Raw genomic sequence first — 15863 nt, forward strand, 5'->3', positions numbered from 1 at the left:
GAAGATGCCATGATGTCCAGATTGAGCCCTATTCTCATCGCATTCGCCTTGTCTGCGTGCATGCAGGATGGAGCGGTTACCGAACCGGCATCCGATGCTCCTGCAACTTCCGAAACCCCTATTGCATCCGGCGAGCGGATCGCGTTTTCACTAGAGCCCTGCTTCGGCTTCTGCCCCGACTTCGAACTTGAGATAGACGGGTCAGGTCGAGGCACCTATGACGGACAGAATTTCGTTCTTCAACGCGGCCGACATGACTTTTCTGCAAGCGCGGAAGAAGTCGCCGCATTCGCCGAAAGGCTCGCCCCATTCCGTCCGGCGCAGGACACCAGCTACGGATACGATAACTGTGACGTTCCGGTCTACACAGATGCGCCGAGCGTGCGGATCACCTGGTTTGGCGAAGACGGCAACCGAACCGAACTCAACTGGTATCTGGGTTGCAGACAGCCGGGCCTTGTCGAACATGAAGGGACGATCACCGAGGCATGGGAAGAACTTCCCATCGGACATCTTGTCGGGTCTGATGAAGATCGGGCCAGCTACCGCGACCGTTGATTGCATCAGATCCTTGCTGACACCATAACGCTTCCCATGCCCAACACGCCGATCGCAGAATTGACGGACCGCGCCCGCGATATCTTCCGCCTGGTGGTGGAAGATTATCTGGCGAGCGGGCAGCCGGTTGGATCAAAAGCGCTTGCCCAAACCGGAGGGGTAAACCTCTCTCCCGCTTCTATCCGTTCGGTCCTTAGCGAGCTCGAGCAACTCGGTTTACTCGCTGCACCGCATACAAGCGCCGGAAGGATGCCCACCAACAGCGGGCTACGCATGTTTGTGGACGGCATTATGCAGGTGGCAGAACCCACCGCCCAGGAGCGTGCGGCAATTGAAAAGCAGCTGGCCGAGCCGGGACCGATCGAGGCTGCGCTGGAGAAGACCAGCTCTATCCTGTCCGATATCTCCGGTGCCGCGGGAATGGTCATGGTGCCCAAGCGAGAAGCGAAACTGGCCCAGATGCGCTTAGTAACGCTAGACGCGACGCGCGCGCTGGCCGTGCTGGTGGATGAGGATGGTCATGTCGAGAACCGGGTACTCGATCTCGGGGCGCAAGCCTCTCCCACCAACCTGGAGCAGGCGGGTAACTACATTTCCGCCCATCTTGCCGGACGCACGCTTGCAGATGCGGCGCAGGCGATGCGACAGGAAATATCATCGGGTAAAAGCGCACTGGACGAAGCGTCGGCTAGCCTTGTGGAAGCCGGGATCGCGGTCTGGAGCGAGGATTCGGCCAAACGCCCCGTGCTGATCGTGCGCGGGCAAGCCAACCTCCTTGATGAGGCGGCTCTGGGCGATATCGAGCGGGTGCGCTCGCTGATCGATGACCTTGAGAACAAGCAATCGGTCGCTGAACTGCTCGACAGCGCGCGCGAAGCGGGATCAGCACGGATTTTTATCGGGTCGGAGAACCGGCTGTTCTCGCTGTCGGGTTCGTCAGTCATCGCATCGCCCTATCGCGACCGCGATGGAAAAGTTGTTGGCGTTCTGGGCGTGATCGGGCCAACGCGGTTGAATTACGCGCGTGTCGTTCCCATCGTGGACTTCACAGCCCAGTCGCTGGGCAAGAGATTAGGTTAGTTGGGGTACCATGTCGGATAAAGACGAAGCCAAGAACGAGAACGGGCACGACGAAGCGGTCGAAAAAGAGCTGGAGGGCGTTCCCGAGGAATTCCTGAGCGATGATGACGGTGAAGACGAAGCGGGCGAGGGCGGCGTTGAAGAAGCGCTGGAGTCGCTGAAGGCTGATCTCGAAACCGCCAAACAGGAAGTGCTGTATGCCAAAGCAGAAGCACAGAATGTCCGTCGCCGGTCCGAAAAGGAAGTTCAGGACGCGCGCAACTATGCCGCAGCAGGCTTTGCCCGCGACATCTTGGGCGTGGCAGACAATCTGAAGCGCGCGATAGACGCTGTCCCGGCGGACTTGCGCGAAGACGACAAGTTCAAAGGGCTTGTCTCCGGTATCGAAGCAACGATGCGTGAACTGGACAAAGCCTTCGCCAACCATGGCATCAGCAAGATCGCTGCAATGGGTTTGCCACTCGATCCCAACCAACACCAGGCGATGTTGGAAGTGCCTACGGACGAGGAAGAGCCGGGCACCATCGTGCAGGAAATGCAGGCCGGATACATGATCCGCGACCGGCTGCTTCGCCCGAGCATGGTTGGCGTAGCCAAAAAGCCGGATTGATCCGTTTCAGATTGACCAGAAAAAGGGGCGCCCTCCACAATGGAGAGCGCCCCTTTTCTTTCAGCTTTTGCCGGAGCTATTCGCTGTAGAGCTCCGAAATGTTGAGCTCAGCCGCGTTGTTATCGGTACCGCCGTAGGTGCCGACCCAGATCTCGTAACGCCCCGAGAGCGGCGTGTTGAAGCTGATTGACGGGTTGAGGCCTTCGCCACCGTCATCGTTGCAATACCATTGGCCGTTCGGCGCATTCACGACCAGCGTCGTATCCGCCATTGAATCGACCGAAATGTAGAGCGGCACAGTGCCCGCTTCATAGTTGAGGCGAACATCTGGCGCATTGGCGATATAGCCGCGGCACTCGTCACCAAGCCCAGTTGCATCGTTTACCCCGCCGGACTGCAGGTTCACCAGATAAGGATCGGGCACGAAGCCGGCACTCAGATTGACTGTTTCGTAGATCGGATCAGCATTCACATCCGGACCACTGGCACTCGGTTGGATCATGGCTGTCTGGCCGCTGCCGGTGATCATTTCTCCATCACCGCCATACAGCTCGGAGATGGCTAGCGTGGCATCATGCGTATCACTGCTACTGTAGGTGCCGACCCAAATCTCGTAACGGCCAGACATGGCAGGATCGAACACATACTGCGGGTCAAGGCCTGGACCGCTATCATCGTCACAGTACCAGCTGCCGTCAGGCGCATTGATCACAAGCGTGATGTCAGCTTCCGATGCAGCGGAAATGATCAGCGGCAATGAACCGGCTTCAAAGAACAGGCGGACATCAGGCGAAGTTGCGACGTAGCCGCGACATTCGCCACCCAGATCGCGCGCATTGTTGACGCCGCCAGAGCGGAGCGAAACGTAATAGGGATCAGGCGTAAAACCAGAGACAAGCTCAACGGTTTCGTAGATCGGATCGGCGCTGACATCCTGTGCAGCGGCAGGCGCCGGCATTGCTGCGACGCCCAACAGCGCAGCAGCAGCACCAAAGGCGTAAAACTTCTTGTACATATGACAGATCCCCCTTTTCAAACACGATATCTCGTTTCGGTGCGACCCGCCTTGTTCAGCTATTCAACCCCTGAGCTGAACGAAAAGTGTATCCAATGTCTTGCTGCATGCAGGCTATCAAATCATGCGGGGTAGGCATAGCCCACGCGAATTCCGCGCGGCATCAAATCAACACATACAAAACCAAATAGCGCACAATCAGAGCGACCAGCAGCACCGCCTGAACATGTCGATTGCGGAACACCATGGCTGCACCCATCATTGCAACGAAGAAGAGCGTTAAGCCAACGCTCGCCGGAGTAAGCAGAGCTTCGCGGACTTCGTCGAGCGACAACAGATAGGCCCACTGGACAAACACCAGCGCGATCAGGATCCCGAAGATCGTGCGCGAAACACGAAAGTAATGCGTATCCAGGTTGCGGAACCGTTCGGGATCACTTGGAAACACTAGCCTCGCCGCAAGGTAATAGGCGCTCGCAAAGCCCATCACCCCCAGCAACATCTGTGGTGACACGTTGACAAGCGGGCGCACGGTCCAGGCGAACATCCAGAAGCTCATCAGATCGACCATCACGAACACGGCCATGAGCGGCGTGAGCCAGCCGATCACGAACTGATCGTCCTTCCCCTCGGCATCGCGGGCGAATTCATATTCCAGCGCACGCCCCAATCCGCCCAACAATTCGACGAGCGAAAGGCCAAGAATTAGCGCGTAGAGCACGAAGATGAATTCGAAATCTGTCATGCAGGGGCTGCTCCAGGGAAATTCACCAGAGCGTCATAGGCGCTTTTGTCGGCAACGCCGGGCAACACCCGACCTCGTCGCAGCAAGAAGGCATGTTCCACGATCCGCGCCTGCTGCTCGATGCCGTACTTCTCCAGCGGCCACCCGGGTTTGAGTGAATAGTCATACCGCGCCCACGGCATTCGACGTGTAACCAGATACCACTCTCCGAGCGTCTGGGTTTGCCAGACATGCGTCATCTCGTGGATGAACAGCCCTTGCCGATGGAGCGGGGCCGTCGAGAAGTCCTCGCAATAGACCTCGCCCAGCGGGTGGAAGTGGATGTGTCCGCGCGGGGCCATCGTCACGCGTTTGGGTTGGAAGAATGCCCATTTACGGCGACGGATCAGGACTTTGGAATAGTCGACCGCACTACCGAACATGCTTCGGGCAAGGTCAATCTCGCCCGGGGTGAGGGGGCGCTCTCCGCCTACCGGACAGGCTAGCACCCCGTTATCGCTCAACCTTCTTCTGCCTCACTCTCGCGCGGATCGGTACCCGCAGGATAGAGCGTCACAGGGAAGCTGCACTTGTCACCGCCCGCAAAGGTCAGCGTCAGCTCGCTCTCGGCGCCAGCTTCCATCTCTTCGCTCAAGCCCATCACCATCACGTGCGTGCCGCCCGGCTCGAACTCGAAAGTCGCCTCTGGTTCCACAGTGACACCGCCGGCGACTTCCTGCATCTGCATTTCGAAGTCGTATTCGACGGTCATGTGAAGTGTCGCGCTTTCCGATCCGACCATGTTGGCCGCCCGAACGTAGATCGTGCGATCCGTGCCGTTCGTGATGGTGAAATAGGCGGCAGCCGGATTTCCGGCCACCGCAGGCATTGCCAACCAGCCATTCTCTACCGTGATACCCGGAGGGCAATCACCTGCGGCAATTTCTTCAACCGGAGCATCGGCTTCGCCGTCACAAGCCGCAAGAGCGAGCGCGCTCAACGATACAGTGAGAGCCGAAAATACCTGTTTGCTGTTCATTGTGTTCCCCTCTTGGACGTTGCGAATTTTCTAGGGGCTTGCTTCCCTTGTGCCAAGCAAAAGCGCACCTATATCCGCCCTCGTTACACAGCTTTTTGAGCTGCGGCACGGGCTTCGCCGGGACTAGGGGAGCCGACTTCGCAGCGTCCAATATGAAAGAGATGGGGAATTATGAGTAAGATTATCGGTATCGACCTGGGTACGACCAACAGCTGCGTCTCCGTGATGGAAGGCGGCAAGCCCAAGGTCATCGAGAATTCTGAAGGCGCGCGCACCACGCCGTCTATCGTGGCATTCACCAAGGATGGTGAGCGCCTGATCGGTCAGCCTGCCAAGCGTCAGGCCGTGACCAACCCGGACAACACTTTGTTCGCGATCAAGCGCCTTATCGGCCGCCCGTTCAACGATCCGACGACCAAGAAGGACATGGACCTTGTCCCTTACGAGATCGTCAAGGGCAAGAACGGCGATGCATGGGTCAAGGCCGGTGGCGACGAGTATTCGCCTAGCCAGATATCTGCCTTCATCCTGCAGAAGATGAAGGAAACCGCCGAGAGCTACCTCGGCGAAACCGTGACCAAGGCGGTTATCACCGTTCCTGCATACTTCAACGATGCGCAGCGCCAGGCAACCAAGGATGCCGGCCAGATCGCAGGCCTTGAAGTAGAGCGTATCATCAACGAGCCGACTGCGGCCGCGCTTGCCTATGGCATGGATAAGGAAGACGGCAAGACCATCGCCGTTTATGACCTTGGCGGCGGTACTTTCGACGTGTCCATCCTCGAAATCGGAGATGGCGTGTTTGAAGTAAAGTCGACCAACGGCGACACCTTCCTGGGCGGCGAAGACTTCGACAACGCGATTGTCGAATACCTTGCCGACCAGTTCAAGAATGCCGAGAACATGGACCTGCGCAAGGACAAGCTGGCCCTGCAGCGTTTGAAGGAAGCCGCCGAAAAGGCCAAGATCGAGCTTTCCAGCAGCGCGCAGACCGAAGTGAACCTGCCGTTCATCACTGCACGCATGGAAGACGGCACTTCGACCCCGTTGCACCTTGTTGAAACCATCTCGCGCTCGAAGCTCGAGCAGTTAGTGGGCGACCTGGTGAAGCGCACGCTCGACCCGTGCAAGAAGGCACTGGAAGATGCTGGCGTTTCCAAGGACCAGATCGACGAGGTTATCCTCGTCGGCGGCATGACCCGTATGCCTAGGGTCCGCGAAGTGGTGGAAGAGTTCTTCGGATCCAAGCCGCACACCGGGGTCAACCCCGACGAAGTTGTTGCTATGGGTGCTGCCATCCAGGCTGGCGTTCTGCAGGGCGACGTGAAGGACGTTCTGCTGCTCGACGTTACCCCGCTTTCGCTGGGTATCGAAACGCTGGGCGGTGTGTTCACGCGCATGATCGACCGTAACACAACGATCCCGACCAAGAAGACGCAGGTCTATTCGACGGCTGAAGACAACCAGAACGCCGTGACCATCCGCGTTTTCCAGGGCGAGCGTGAAATGGCCGCAGACAACAAGCTGCTCGGCCAGTTCGACCTTGTCGGCATCCCGGCTGCGCCGCGCGGTGTTCCGCAGATCGAAGTGACCTTCGATATCGACGCCAACGGCATCGTGAACGTGTCCGCCAAGGACAAGGGCACGGGCAAGGAACAGCAGATCCGTATTCAGGCCTCGGGCGGTCTCAGCGATGCTGACATCGACCAGATGGTTCAAGATGCCGAGAAGTTTGCTGACGAAGACAAGAAGCGCCGCGAAAGCGCCGAAGTCCGCAACAACCTCGACAGCCTCGTCCACGCGACCGAGAAGCAGCTCGAAGAAAACGGCGACAAGATTGACGCCGCGATCAAGAGCGATGTCGAAGCTGCCGTTGCCGAAGCCAAGACCGCGCTTGAGGGCGACGATGTCGAGGTGATGAAGGAAAAGAGCCAGAAGCTCACCGATAGCGCCATGAAGATGGGCCAGGCTATCTACGAGAAGACACAGGCCGAAGGCGCCGATGCTGCGGCAGATGCGGCAGCGTCGGGTGACGACACCGCCAAACCTGCCGAAGAGGAAGAGGTTGTCGAAGCCGAGTTCACCGAAGTGGACGACGAAGACAAGTCCTAAGCGGACGATGGAAAAGCTGACCGCCACCGATGCACCAGACGTCGGTGGCGGCAAGCTTTGGGGACACAGCTATGTCTGCGGGTGAAACCGACCTTTACGAAATCCTCGGCGTATCGCGCGGAGCCGATGGGGCTGCGATCAAATCCGCCTATCGCAAGCTCGCGATGAAGTATCACCCGGACCGCAACCCGGGCGATGCCGAGGCCGAAGCGCAGTTCAAGGCGATCAGCGCCGCCTATGACATTCTCAAGGATGATCAGAAGCGCGCCGCCTATGACCGCTATGGCCATGCCGCCTTCCAGAACGGTGGCCCCGGTGGAGGCGGAATGGGTGGCCAGGATTTCAGTGATCTTGGCGACATTTTCGAAACAATCTTCGGCAGTGCATTTGGCGGTGGTGGACCGGCCAGTGGTCGTGCGCGGCCACGTCGCGGCGCCGACCTGCGCTATGACATGCAGGTCAGCCTGGAAGAAGCTTTCCACGGCAAGGAAACGCAGATCGAAGTCGAAGTCTCGAGCACTTGCGAAACCTGCTCGGGTTCGGGCGCTGAGCCGGGCACGTCACGCCGCCGGTGTGAACTGTGCCACGGCGCAGGCAAGGTCCGCGCCAAGCAGGGCTTCTTCGTTATCGAACGCCCATGCCCCAACTGTCATGGCGCAGGTGAAGTCATTGAAAGTCCTTGCAGACCATGCCGCGGTGAAGGCTCGGTCGACAAGCTACAGACCCTTGATGTCGATATCCCGCCCGGCGTCGACAACGGCACCCGCATCCGCCTCTCCGGCAAGGGTGAAGCCGGACCGCGTGGTGCTCCTTCGGGCGATCTCTACATTTTTGTGCATGTGAAGCAGCATGCGGTGTTCGAGCGTGAGGGAACCTCGCTGTTCACCCGCGTTCCGGTGAGCTTCACCACGGCAGCGCTGGGTGACACGATCGAAATCCCCGGTCTCGATGGTGAAGTGCACGACATCAGCATCCCGGCAGGCATCCAATCGGGCAAACAGCTGCGCAAACGCGGAGCAGGCATGCCGGTGTTGCAGGGCAGGGGGCGCGGCGATCTTGTCGTCGAGGTGCAGGTCGAAACGCCGACCAAGCTTTCGGCCCGCCAGAAAGAGATCCTGTGCGAATTCCGTGAGACCGAAACGGGTGAAGAATGCCCCGAAAGTCGCGGATTTTTCGAGAAAATTAAGGAAGCGTTCGGAGGGTAGGGGTTACCCGAGCTTCTCCAGAATTTCCTCTCGCAGCCCATCAATCAGATGCCGTCGGCATAGTCCGCGCGCCTCTTCTTCGTCGCAGATCGCCAGAAAGGCATCGCGCTTGAAGGCGAGACATTCGTTATTGTCGAAACCACCCGGGACGGTCGAGCAGACCAAGTCGATCATCCGCTCTGCCCCGTGGAAGCGTCCCCACAGATAATCGTTCTCGCGGTAAAAGCGGCTGAAAAAGGCACCGAAATTGAAGAACTCTGTACCGCGCAGCGTTGCCTCTGCGCCGCCATCGCGGATGGAGGTCGCGTCATCAGGACTGATGCGGTCGACTTTCACCGGATCGAATTCGGTCAGACCTTCGTTGCGCAGCAGCGGCAAAGTGGCGACGTCGTAAAACGGGAAGCCCAGGTAAGCGAAGAGCACGCGTCGCCGCAGGTCACGCGGCATCGCTTCCAGCGCATCGGCTAGAATAGCTTCTGCCTCCACATCGGCTTCGCGCAGGGATCGCCGCTGCGCCAGCGTGTCGAGCAATAGTTCTGGCTGGCGCAGAGCGTCCTTGGCGATTGCAGCGAAATCTGCACCCAGATTGGCCAGATCTTCACGCTCGTAATAGAGCGCCAACGCGCGGTAGACCTGCTCGCGGGCGACTTCGAGATCTTCGTCCGGAATGTCCGGGTCGGCATCCCATTCGCGCGACAAACGCCGCGCTAGCAACCGTAAACGCCGGATGCGGAACGCCAGATCGTGATCCCGGAGGAAGGTGATCGCGGCTTCGCTCGCACCCTTGCCGCCATCGCTCAAATTAGCGAGGCCACGCGCTTCTATCGCCTCGCGCAGACGGGCCGCGATCCCGTCTGCATCGGGATGGTCGGGCTGCGGGGCAACGGCGTGCACCAGCTCGGCAATGCGCGCGATAATGCCCGCCATCTTCGCCTGAGCGTAGGAATGGAAGGCATAGCCGGCCCGCTCTGCCGCAACCTGCTGGGCTTTCGACCGCCATTTCCCGAGCCGAGCAGGCGTTGGCTTGTCGAGGAACAGCGTCCGGCCGAACAACTTCTCCACCACCGCCTCGACCTCGGGGCGCAGCCCCACGACCATCTTCTGCAAATGATGCGCTTCACGCGATTGCGCCTCGAGCGTCTCCAGGTTGTCGCGGATCGGCTGTTCGCGCGGGATTGTTGAGAGCGAACCGACGATCGCCGAGAAGAAACCTATGGGCCGCACTTCCTCACCGCTCTTCGCGAGACGGCGGCGCGGGGTCGGGTCTATATAGACAAAACGCCGGTCCACCTCGCGCTGGGCAGGCCGCGCATTCAGCCCTGCCATCGCACCTTCAAACGGAGCGTTCACAAGCACCGATCCGTCGATCAATGCGACATGCTCGGTCGTGCCGCGTTCGACATGGGTGGGCATGATGCGCGAGAGGAAGTCGTGCCGGCTGGGCCAGCTATCCTCTTTCAGGCCATCAATCTCGGCCACCTCGAGCGGAGGGAAAGCGCCGGGAAAACTCGCGGTCGCGCGCGCTGCGAAGGTCAACTCCCGCAAGTCAGCCAGATCTTGTCCTCCGGCATCCGGCACGTGAGCACGGAAACCGATGGGCATGCGATGCTCGCTCTCCTCCACAAGGGGAGGGCTGTTGAGGCGCAGCAATTCACGGTGCCCGCGATAGTCGGTGGCAGTTACCAGCAGATCGAGCGGATGATGTGGTGGGAGAAGTGGCGTATCCGCTTCCATCGTGCTCATCGCCTGCAAGGCATCGTGGAGCAGCCGGGTGAAGCCGGGGCCGGAAAATGGAGGCTCAAACCAGCGCCCGCGCACCAGGCCGGAGATCTTGCGCCGCACTTCCTCGCGCGTTTCCACCGCTACGCTTTCATTCACGGCGTTGCCGGGGCGATTGGTGAGATACCAAACGAGGGGTCTCATCCACGGCTTGGCCGCGATGTCTGACCACGGCCGCGCTTCCTCCGCCACCAGCTTTTCAACGTCGGCGTTCTTCAGCCAGAGTTCGGTCAGCGGCTCCAGACTGCGTCCTGAATGAACCGCCTGCGCCAAAAACACCGCATTGATCCCGCCTGCACTCGCGCCGGTGATAATATCGGGCAGCATGCGCAGCCGAAGCGCATGATCGCCTTCAATCTTCCGCAACAGAGATAGATAGACGCCCTCGACACCCGCCTGCTGCTCGAGACCGTCACCATGAAACGCACGGCTGGCGCGGGCCAGCTTCCATATCTCTTTTGTGACCCCGTGCATGTACACGGCCAGACTGACCCCGCCGTAGCAGACAAGCGCGATCCTGAGTTCCTTCTGCCGCATGGCGCAGTTCTGACAGATGGGGCGCATATTTCAAAGAGCTGTGCGCAAGCTATCCTCTGCGTTGAACAGGACTTGCGTTCCACTTCTGTTCCGCATAGTGGAGCAGGTATGGCCAAGCCCAAAAAGCGCTTTATCTGTACCGAATGCGGCAGCGTTTCGACGCGCTGGCAGGGGCAGTGCCCTGACTGCAGCGAGTGGAATACATTGGTTGAGGACGCGCCTGAGACTAAATTTGCCGCCAAACATGACTTGTCGAGCGGAGGCAGGGCCATCGCCTTCGAGAGCCTTGATGCGCCGACCAAGCCGCTCGACAGACGTAGCACGGGCCTGAAAGAATTTGACCGTGCATTGGGCGGTGGACTGGTGCCCGGGTGCGCGATCCTGATGGGTGGTGAGCCTGGAATCGGCAAATCCACGCTCCTGCTGCAAGCGGCTGCGGCGATCTCGCGGACCGGCGGCGATGTGGTCTATGTAAGCGGTGAAGAGGCGACCGGACAGGTCCGCATGCGCGCCAAGCGGCTGGGTTTGGCCGATGCACCGCTCAAACTGGCAGCGGCCACCTCGGTCCGCGATATTCTGACTACGCTCGGCAAGAACGGCGCTCCCGATATGCTGGTGGTGGATTCGATCCAGACCATGCATTCGGACATGATCGAGGGCGCACCCGGAACAGTCAGCCAGGTTCGTGCGAGCGCGTTCGAGCTGATCCGGTACGCCAAGGAAACGGGCACCTGCCTCGTTCTCGTCGGCCACGTCACCAAGGACGGCAATATCGCCGGGCCACGCGTGCTGGAGCACATGGTCGATACGGTGATGAGCTTTGAGGGTGAGCGCAGCCACCAGTACCGCATTCTGCGCAGCCTGAAAAACCGCTTCGGCGCGGTGGATGAGATCGGCGTGTTTTCGATGGAAGGGCAGGGGTTGGAGGAGGTTTCCAACCCTTCATCACTGTTCCTTTCCGGTCGCGAAGAGCCCATTGCAGGAAGTGCCGTCTTTCCCGCAATCGAAGGCACAAGGCCCGTACTGGTCGAGATTCAGGCGCTTATCGTACGCTTGCAATCAGGCGCGACCCCGCGCCGTGCGGTAGTCGGCTGGGACACTGGTCGCCTCGCCATGCTGCTTGCGGTGCTGGAATCGCGCTGCGGGCTGAGTTTCTCGACAGCAGAAGTCTATCTCAACGTTGCGGGTGGCTATCGCCTGTCCGATCCGGCTGCGGACCTGGCCGTTGCCGCAGCACTTGTATCAGCATTGGCTGATAAACCATTGGCAGCAAATCATATCTGGCTCGGCGAAGTGGCACTTTCAGGCGAAGTGCGCCCGGTGGCACATTCGGCACTGCGCTTGAAAGAGGCGAGCAAGCTGGGCTTTACACATGCGAGTGGCCCGGCGGACGGCGGGCAGGGCGTGCCCAATTTACGTTACACAGATGTTGGCGGCGTGGCGTCACTCGTTGACCGGGTGATGGCATCTACCTAAAATCGGCGCTGCAATGACGGGATTTGATATCATCGTGCTCTTGCTGGTCGGGGTGGGAGCAATTGGCGGTTTCATGCGCGGATTCGTGCAGGAAGTTCTTTCGCTCGCTGCATGGGTTCTGGCGGTATTTGCCATCCGCTTTCTGCATACAGACCTGACGGCTGCGATTCTGGAATTCATGGGATCGCCCGTGACGGCAAGCATTCTGGCATTCACCATGCTGCTGCTCATCCCCTACGCTGCAATGAAACTAATCGCGCGGATTGCAGGGCGCACCGCGCGTAATTCCGTGCTTGGACCGATAGACCGAGTGCTTGGCTTTGGCTTTGGCGCAGTCAAAGGCGTCATCATCGTGATCATCGCATTCTCGCTGCTTGCCTTGGGTTATGACACTGTTTGGGGAGCGCAAGGCCGTCCGCCGTGGATTTCTGAAGCCCGGACCTATCAGCTGGTCGATTCCGGTTCGCGCGCAATGGTGCAGATCATTCAGGAGCGGCGTGCACGCCTTTCCGATGAAGACGCTGAGGCCGAGTGAGCGCGGACAAGCTCTACACGAGCGACATGCTGGCAGCGGCAGTCTCGCTTGCCGCATTTCCACCTCTCCCTGATGCTGGGCGACACGCAGAAGCGCGTTCCCAAACCTGCGGCTCGACACTACAGATGGATGTCGATCACGATGCAGAGGGCCGAATTCGCTCGATCGGCATGAAAGTAAACGCTTGCGCCGTTGGACAGGCATCTGCCGCGATATTCGCGAAGCATGCCGGGGGTTTCGGGCTGGAAGAGCTCTTCCGCGTAAAATCTGCCCTGGAAGCGTGGCTGGGCGGGGAGGGTGAGCTGCCCGATTGGCCCGAAATCGAGCTGGTGGCTGCTGCCAAAGACTATCCGGCCCGGCACGGCGCTATGCTGCTATCGTGGAATGCGGCGATATCGGCTCTTTCCAGCACCGAACCTTCGGGCTAATCCCGCCGAAACGACATTTCGGGGGAACGCATGGCCGACGCAGCCGCAGCAGAACATCAGCCCAGCGCGAAGGAAATTCGCCTTGTCATCGGCGCCAGCTCGGCGGGCACGGTGTTCGAGTGGTACGATTTCTTTATCTACGGAACGCTTGCCTACATTCTGAAGGACGCGTTCTACGACGTCGATAACGATACACTGGGGCTGTTGCTGGTGTGGTCAACCTTTGCCGTCGGCTTTGCTTTCCGTCCGATTGGCGCAATCCTGTTCGGCTATCTGGGCGATAAGCTGGGGCGCAAATACACTTTCCTTGTCACCGTGACGCTGATGGGCATCGCGACTGCCGGGGTGGGCTTTATACCGACCGTGGCCACCATAGGCGTTGCCGCGCCGATCATCGTGATCTGCTTACGCGTGTTGCAAGGCCTTGCACTCGGCGGGGAATATGGCGGAGCGGCGATTTACGTAGCCGAGCACGCTCCGGCTGAAAAGCGCGGGTTCTACACTAGCTTTATCCAGGCGAGTGTCGTTGGCGGCTTTGTACTGTCGATCATAGTGGTGCTGATATGCCGCGCGCTGATTCCGGAACAGGACTTCGTTGAATGGGGCTGGCGTATTCCGTTCCTGCTGTCGATCCTCCTGCTTGTGATCTCGCTCTGGATGCGACTGAAACTGTCGGAAAGTCCGGTGTTCAGGGCGATGAAGGAGGCAGGCGAAACCGCAGGCAACCCGTTCGTCGAGAGCTTTACCTATCCGGGGAACAAGAAGCGTATTTTCATTGCCCTGTTCGGGGTGACCGGTGTGCTGACCACGATTTGGTACACCGCCTTCTTCTCCAGTCTGTCGTTCCTGCGCGGCCCTATGCGGCTGGATGCCGGGCTGGTGGAATGGATACTGCTGATCGCCGGTGGCCTGTCGATGGCGTTCTACGTCATGGTAGGCAAATGGTCGGACAAGGTCGGGCGCAAGAAGCCGATAATCATCGGCGCGGTAGCCTCGCTCGCATTGCTGTTCCCGATATTCTGGACGATGGGATCACTCGCCAATCCCGGACTGGCACAGGCATCGCAGGAAAACCCCGTTGTCGTCAGTGGTACCCAGTGTACCACCGATCCGTTCGCTGATCTGTTCGATCGTGCGCAGAGCGATTGCGGCAAGATTCTCGAGACATTGACCGCCAATGGCGTGAGCTATTCGGTTGAAGAGGGCGGCGAGCTTGGCTTGTCCGTATCGGGCAATGCTGTTCCCATTGGTGCCGACTGGCTCGAAAGCGGAGACGCCCGCCGCGATGGCATTCTTGCAGAGCTGGGCACTCGCGGTTTCAACTTTGAACGTCAGACGCCGCCGATGGCCAACATTCTCGGTATTATCGGGCTGCTGCTAATCCTGGGCATGCTGTCCGCACTGACCTATGGCTCCGTAGCGGCGCTGTTGACCGAGATGTTCCCGGCCAAGATCCGCTACAGCTCGATGTCGATCCCCTACCATATCGGTGCCGGTTACCTTGGCGGTTTCCTGCCACTGATTGCCGGCATCATCGTAGCGCGGACGGGCAATGTCTATTCGGGACTTTGGTATACCATGATCGTCGTTGCCTTCGGCGTTATCGTCGCTTGGTGGGGCCTGAAAGGCGGACCGCCGCAAGAATTCAGCGATGACGATGCCTGACACGCCCGCTGCCAGCCTCCGCCTGCGGGTAGACACCGATGCGCTGGCGGCAAACTGGCGGTATCTGGACAGCCAATCCGGCGCGGCGGCGACCGGCGCGGCAGTAAAGGCCAATGCCTACGGGGTAGGCGTGAATAGAGCGGTTCCTGCACTGCTAGCCGCTGGCGCAAGGCATTTCTTCCTCGCCCACTGGAGTGAGGTTCCTGCGATCCTGCCGTACGTCGAAAGCAGTATGGTCAGCGTACTTCACGGCGTGCGCAACGCCGAAGAGGCAGCCTTTGCGAAAGAAACCGGTGTCCTGCCGGTCATCAATTCGGTGCGTCAGGCAGCGCTGTGGGCCGGGAGCGGCGGCGGACCATGCCATCTGATGATTGATACCGGGATCAACCGCCTCGGTGTGCGTCCCGGCGACCTTTCCGATCCCGCCATAAGTGCTCTGGATGTGAGCATCGCAATGTCCCATCTCGCCTCGGCAGACGAGGACAGCGCGCAGAACGCCAAGCAACTGGCGGCATTCCAGTCCGCGGCGGCGCACGTAGAAGCGCGTCATCTGAGCCTTGCCAACAGCGCCGGGATCATGCTCGGCAGCAACTACCATTTCGATCTCACGCGGCCGGGCATCGCGCTGTATGGCGGAACCGCGCATCCGGCGATGGCGGGCAAGATTGCACAAGTCGCCTACCCTGAAGCCGCAGTGATACAGATCCGCGAGCTCTCGCCGGGCGATAGCGTGGGTTACAATGCCCTATGGACCGCAGACAAGCCATACCGCGCCGCAACCGTCTCCATCGGCTACGCAGACGGGTTTCTGCGCATGATGGGGCCAGGCGGTGCGCTGCACCATCGTGGCGCGCAACTGCCCGTTCTGGGCAAGGTCTCGATGGATATGATCGTGGTCGATGTTTCGGGCGTCGAAGTGAAAGAGGGCGACTTCCTATCCGTACCCCTTGATTTGCCCGCAGTTTCCGCCCGATCCGGCCTGTCACAATATGAATTACTAACCGTCCTTGGTCACCGTTTTGACCGGTCTTGAGACGTAGCCTATCTCGCAATTGCAAATCTCGTGTTGCGGGTGCTAAGACGCCGCAGCGCAATACCTA

15 protein-coding genes are annotated in these 15863 nt (G+C 59.6%); 10 read left to right on the plus strand and 5 right to left on the minus strand.

Annotation, left to right across the window (positions count from 1 at the left end; all coding sequences use genetic code 11):
* Positions 1 to 21 precede the first annotated feature (21 nt).
* Genes OOZ52_RS03135 through grpE form a run of 3 tightly spaced genes read left to right on the plus strand, consistent with a single transcriptional unit; the run spans position 22 to position 2248 of the window.
* A complete protein-coding gene (locus OOZ52_RS03135; protein WP_274697018.1) occupies positions 22 to 558 on the plus strand; it encodes a DUF6438 domain-containing protein in 537 nt (178 codons plus the stop codon).
* Between the two features lie 36 nt (positions 559 to 594).
* Positions 595 to 1638, plus strand: coding sequence for a heat-inducible transcriptional repressor HrcA (gene hrcA / locus OOZ52_RS03140; RefSeq protein ID WP_274697019.1), 1044 nt, complete (start codon positions 595 to 597; stop codon positions 1636 to 1638).
* 10 nt (positions 1639 to 1648) lie between these two features.
* Positions 1649 to 2248, plus strand: coding sequence for a nucleotide exchange factor GrpE (gene grpE / locus OOZ52_RS03145; RefSeq protein ID WP_274697020.1), 600 nt, complete (start codon positions 1649 to 1651; stop codon positions 2246 to 2248).
* Between the two features lie 76 nt (positions 2249 to 2324).
* On the opposite strand, the gene OOZ52_RS03150 is transcribed toward grpE, so the two are convergent.
* The 4 genes from OOZ52_RS03150 to OOZ52_RS03165 all read right to left on the minus strand — a co-directional run bounded on the left by OOZ52_RS03150 (position 2325) and on the right by OOZ52_RS03165 (position 5026).
* On the minus strand, positions 2325 to 3263 hold the full coding sequence (locus OOZ52_RS03150; protein WP_274697021.1) for a hypothetical protein: 939 nt from the start codon (positions 3261 to 3263) through the stop codon (positions 2325 to 2327).
* Positions 3264 to 3426: 163 nt separating this feature from the next.
* Positions 3427 to 4008, minus strand: coding sequence for a hypothetical protein (locus OOZ52_RS03155; protein WP_274697022.1), 582 nt, complete (start codon positions 4006 to 4008; stop codon positions 3427 to 3429).
* Positions 4005 to 4511, minus strand: a complete 507-nt coding sequence (locus OOZ52_RS03160; RefSeq protein WP_446698103.1) for a vgr related protein — start codon at positions 4509 to 4511, stop codon at positions 4005 to 4007. The genes OOZ52_RS03155 and OOZ52_RS03160 overlap by 4 nt, the downstream gene beginning before the upstream one ends.
* A complete protein-coding gene (locus tag OOZ52_RS03165) occupies positions 4508 to 5026 on the minus strand; it encodes a copper chaperone PCu(A)C (RefSeq protein WP_274697023.1) in 519 nt (172 codons plus the stop codon). Before OOZ52_RS03165 ends, OOZ52_RS03160 begins: the two co-directional genes overlap by 4 nt.
* A gap of 171 nt (positions 5027 to 5197) precedes the next feature.
* Between OOZ52_RS03165 and dnaK the strand changes: the two genes are divergently transcribed.
* Both dnaK and dnaJ read left to right on the plus strand, forming a co-directional pair.
* Entirely contained in the window at positions 5198 to 7138 is a 1941-nt protein-coding gene (dnaK, locus tag OOZ52_RS03170; protein ID WP_274697024.1) for a molecular chaperone DnaK, read from the plus strand.
* Between the two features lie 71 nt (positions 7139 to 7209).
* Positions 7210 to 8343 carry a molecular chaperone DnaJ gene (gene dnaJ / locus OOZ52_RS03175; RefSeq protein ID WP_274697025.1) on the plus strand — a complete coding sequence of 378 codons (1134 nt, stop codon included), beginning with the start codon at positions 7210 to 7212 and terminating at the stop codon, positions 8341 to 8343.
* A gap of 3 nt (positions 8344 to 8346) precedes the next feature.
* Here dnaJ and OOZ52_RS03180 read toward each other — a convergent pair whose 3' ends face one another.
* Positions 8347 to 10659, minus strand: coding sequence for a patatin-like protein (locus OOZ52_RS03180; protein WP_274697026.1), 2313 nt, complete (start codon positions 10657 to 10659; stop codon positions 8347 to 8349).
* 108 nt (positions 10660 to 10767) lie between these two features.
* On the opposite strand from OOZ52_RS03180, the gene radA reads away from it, so the two are divergent.
* The 5 genes from radA to alr are packed head-to-tail and all read left to right on the plus strand — an operon-like array spanning position 10768 to position 15796.
* Complete coding sequence (gene radA / locus OOZ52_RS03185; protein ID WP_274697027.1) at positions 10768 to 12135, plus strand: DNA repair protein RadA; 1368 nt, start codon at positions 10768 to 10770, stop codon at positions 12133 to 12135.
* 13 nt (positions 12136 to 12148) lie between these two features.
* Positions 12149 to 12670, plus strand: a complete 522-nt coding sequence (locus OOZ52_RS03190; protein WP_274697028.1) for a CvpA family protein — start codon at positions 12149 to 12151, stop codon at positions 12668 to 12670.
* A complete protein-coding gene (locus OOZ52_RS03195; RefSeq protein ID WP_274697029.1) occupies positions 12667 to 13098 on the plus strand; it encodes an iron-sulfur cluster assembly scaffold protein in 432 nt (143 codons plus the stop codon). The genes OOZ52_RS03190 and OOZ52_RS03195 overlap by 4 nt, the downstream gene beginning before the upstream one ends.
* Before the next feature lie 30 nt (positions 13099 to 13128).
* Positions 13129 to 14763 carry an MFS transporter gene (locus tag OOZ52_RS03200; RefSeq protein WP_274697030.1) on the plus strand — a complete coding sequence of 545 codons (1635 nt, stop codon included), beginning with the start codon at positions 13129 to 13131 and terminating at the stop codon, positions 14761 to 14763.
* Complete coding sequence (gene alr, locus OOZ52_RS03205; RefSeq protein WP_274697031.1) at positions 14750 to 15796, plus strand: alanine racemase; 1047 nt, start codon at positions 14750 to 14752, stop codon at positions 15794 to 15796. Before OOZ52_RS03200 ends, alr begins: the two co-directional genes overlap by 14 nt.
* Positions 15797 to 15863: the final 67 nt, after the last annotated feature.

It is taken from the genome of Aurantiacibacter sp. D1-12 (assembly GCF_028858515.1).
Lineage (GTDB): Bacteria > Pseudomonadota > Alphaproteobacteria > Sphingomonadales > Sphingomonadaceae > Alteraurantiacibacter.

Coding starts and splice junctions, on each gene's coding strand:
- hrcA (WP_274697019.1), top strand. CDS start 595: ATGCCCAACACGCCGATCGCAGAATTGACGGACCGCGCCCGCGATATC.
- grpE (WP_274697020.1), top strand. CDS start 1,649: ATGTCGGATAAAGACGAAGCCAAGAACGAGAACGGGCACGACGAAGCG.
- OOZ52_RS03150 (WP_274697021.1), bottom strand. CDS start 3,263: ATGTACAAGAAGTTTTACGCCTTTGGTGCTGCTGCTGCGCTGTTGGGC.
- OOZ52_RS03155 (WP_274697022.1), bottom strand. CDS start 4,008: ATGACAGATTTCGAATTCATCTTCGTGCTCTACGCGCTAATTCTTGGC.
- OOZ52_RS03165 (WP_274697023.1), bottom strand. CDS start 5,026: ATGAACAGCAAACAGGTATTTTCGGCTCTCACTGTATCGTTGAGCGCG.
- dnaK (WP_274697024.1), top strand. CDS start 5,198: ATGAGTAAGATTATCGGTATCGACCTGGGTACGACCAACAGCTGCGTC.
- dnaJ (WP_274697025.1), top strand. CDS start 7,210: ATGTCTGCGGGTGAAACCGACCTTTACGAAATCCTCGGCGTATCGCGC.
- OOZ52_RS03180 (WP_274697026.1), bottom strand. CDS start 10,659: ATGCGGCAGAAGGAACTCAGGATCGCGCTTGTCTGCTACGGCGGGGTC.
- radA (WP_274697027.1), top strand. CDS start 10,768: ATGGCCAAGCCCAAAAAGCGCTTTATCTGTACCGAATGCGGCAGCGTT.
- OOZ52_RS03190 (WP_274697028.1), top strand. CDS start 12,149: ATGACGGGATTTGATATCATCGTGCTCTTGCTGGTCGGGGTGGGAGCA.
- OOZ52_RS03200 (WP_274697030.1), top strand. CDS start 13,129: ATGGCCGACGCAGCCGCAGCAGAACATCAGCCCAGCGCGAAGGAAATT.
- alr (WP_274697031.1), top strand. CDS start 14,750: ATGACGATGCCTGACACGCCCGCTGCCAGCCTCCGCCTGCGGGTAGAC.